Genomic DNA, 3,047 nt, shown 5'->3' with positions numbered 1-3,047 from the left:
TTCTCTCAAAACTAGATAACAGTAAGCATACATTCAAATTGGTTAAGTCCTCGATCGATTAGTATCTGTCAGCTCCATGTGTCGCCACACTTCCACCTCAGACCTATCAACCTGATCATCTTTCAGGGATCTTACTTCCTTGCGGAATGGGAAATCTCATCTTGAGGGGGGCTTCATGCTTAGATGCTTTCAGCACTTATCCCGTCCGCACATAGCTACCCAGCGATGCCCTTGGCAGAACAACTGGTACACCAGCGGTGCGTCCATCCCGGTCCTCTCGTACTAAGGACAGCTCCTCTCAAATTTCCTGCGCCCGCGACGGATAGGGACCGAACTGTCTCACGACGTTCTGAACCCAGCTCGCGTACCGCTTTAATGGGCGAACAGCCCAACCCTTGGGACCGACTACAGCCCCAGGATGCGATGAGCCGACATCGAGGTGCCAAACCTCCCCGTCGATGTGGACTCTTGGGGGAGATAAGCCTGTTATCCCCGGGGTAGCTTTTATCCGTTGAGCGATGGCCCTTCCATGCGGAACCACCGGATCACTAAGCCCGACTTTCGTCCCTGCTCGACTTGTAGGTCTCGCAGTCAAGCTCCCTTGTGCCTTTACACTCTGCGAATGATTTCCAACCATTCTGAGGGAACCTTTGGGCGCCTCCGTTACCTTTTAGGAGGCGACCGCCCCAGTCAAACTGCCCACCTGACACTGTCTCCCCGCCCGATAAGGGCGGCGGGTTAGAAGGTCAATACAGCCAGGGTAGTATCCCACCGATGCCTCCACCGAAGCTGGCGCTCCGGTTTCCAAGGCTCCTACCTATCCTGTACAAGCTGTACCAACATTCAATATCAGGCTGCAGTAAAGCTCCACGGGGTCTTTCCGTCCTGTCGCGGGTAACCTGCATCTTCACAGGTACTATAATTTCACCGAGTCTCTCGTTGAGACAGTGCCCAGATCGTTGCGCCTTTCGTGCGGGTCGGAACTTACCCGACAAGGAATTTCGCTACCTTAGGACCGTTATAGTTACGGCCGCCGTTTACTGGGGCTTCAATTCGCACCTTCGCTTACGCTAAGCGCTCCTCTTAACCTTCCAGCACCGGGCAGGCGTCAGCCCCTATACTTCGCCTTACGGCTTCGCAGAGACCTGTGTTTTTGCTAAACAGTCGCCTGGGCCTATTCACTGCGGCTCTCTCGGGCTTGCACCCTAACAGAGCACCCCTTCTCCCGAAGTTACGGGGTCATTTTGCCGAGTTCCTTAACGAGAGTTCTCTCGATCACCTTAGGATTCTCTCCTCGCCTACCTGTGTCGGTTTGCGGTACGGGCACCTCTCACCTCGCTAGAGGCTTTTCTTGGCAGTGTGGAATCAGGAACTTCGCTACTATAATTCGCTCGCCATCACAGCTCAGCCTTCACGGGAAACGGATTTGCCTATTTCCCAGCCTAACTGCTTGGACGCGGATATCCAATACCGCGCTTACCCTATCCTCCTGCGTCCCCCCATTGCTCAAATGGTGAGGAGGTGGTACAGGAATATCAACCTGTTATCCATCGCCTACGCCTTTCGGCCTCGGCTTAGGTCCCGACTAACCCTGAGCGGACGAGCCTTCCTCAGGAAACCTTAGGCATTCGGTGGAGGGGATTCTCACCCCTCTTTCGCTACTCATACCGGCATTCTCACTTCTAAGCGCTCCACAAGTCCTTCCGGTCTTGCTTCACAGCCCTTAGAACGCTCTCCTACCACTGTTCGAAGAACAGTCCGCAGCTTCGGTGATACGTTTAGCCCCGGTACATTTTCGGCGCAGAGTCACTCGACCAGTGAGCTATTACGCACTCTTTAAATGGTGGCTGCTTCTAAGCCAACATCCTGGTTGTCTAAGCAACTCCACATCCTTTTCCACTTAACGTATACTTTGGGACCTTAGCTGGCGGTCTGGGCTGTTTCCCTTTCGACTACGGATCTTATCACTCGCAGTCTGACTCCCAAGGATAAGTCATCGGCATTCGGAGTTTGACTGAATTCGGTAACCCGGTAGGGGCCCCTAGTCCAATCAGTGCTCTACCTCCGAGACTCTTACCTTGAGGCTAGCCCTAAAGCTATTTCGGAGAGAACCAGCTATCTCCAGGTTCGATTGGCATTTCACCCCTACCCACACCTCATCCCCGCACTTTTCAACGTGCGTGGGTTCGGGCCTCCATTCAGTGTTACCTGAACTTCACCCTGGACATGGGTAGATCACCTGGTTTCGGGTCTACGACCACGTACTCAATTCGCCCTATTCAGACTCGCTTTCGCTGCGGCTCCGCATCTTCTGCTTAACCTTGCACGGGATCGTAACTCGCCGGTTCATTCTACAAAAGGCACGCCATCACCCGTTAACGGGCTCTGACTACTTGTAGGCACACGGTTTCAGGATCTCTTTCACTCCCCTTCCGGGGTGCTTTTCACCTTTCCCTCACGGTACTGGTTCACTATCGGTCACTAGGGAGTATTTAGCCTTGGGAGATGGTCCTCCCGGATTCCGACGGAATTTCACGTGTTCCGCCGTACTCAGGATCCACTCAGGAGAGAACGAAGTTTTGACTACAGGGCTGTTACCTCCTATGGCGGGCCTTTCCAGACCTCTTCATCTACCTCGTTCCTTTGTAACTCCGTACAGAGTGTCCTACAACCCCAAGAGGCAAGCCTCTTGGTTTGGGCTGGTCCCGTTTCGCTCGCCGCTACTCAGGGAATCGCATTTGCTTTCTCTTCCTCCGGGTACTTAGATGTTTCAGTTCCCCGGGTCTGCCTTCTCATATCCTATGTATTCAGATATGGATACCACTCCATTACGAGTGGTGGGTTTCCCCATTCGGAAATCTCCGGATCAAAGCTTGCTTACAGCTCCCCGAAGCATATCGGTGTTCGTCCCGTCCTTCATCGGCTCCTAGTGCCAAGGCATCCACCGTGCGCCCTTTCTAACTTAACCGTTAAAAAGAATCACTACGTGATATCTTGCATTACTAATTGAATGTGAATTACTTCTGTTATCTAGTTTTCAAAGAACA

General features: G+C 52.9%; 1 rRNA gene. It reads right to left on the bottom strand.

Annotated features, from left to right (window positions below):
* Positions 1-38: 38 nt before the first annotated feature.
* Positions 39-2,968: ribosomal RNA gene (locus RUW00_RS22700) — 23S ribosomal RNA — on the bottom strand.
* Positions 2,969-3,047 lie beyond the last annotated feature (79 nt).

Source organism: Bacillus sp. IS1 (genome assembly GCF_032461585.1).
Classification (GTDB): domain Bacteria; phylum Bacillota; class Bacilli; order Bacillales; family Bacillaceae; genus Bacillus; species Bacillus velezensis.
This window is presented reverse-complemented; position numbering and strand designations above follow the sequence as displayed.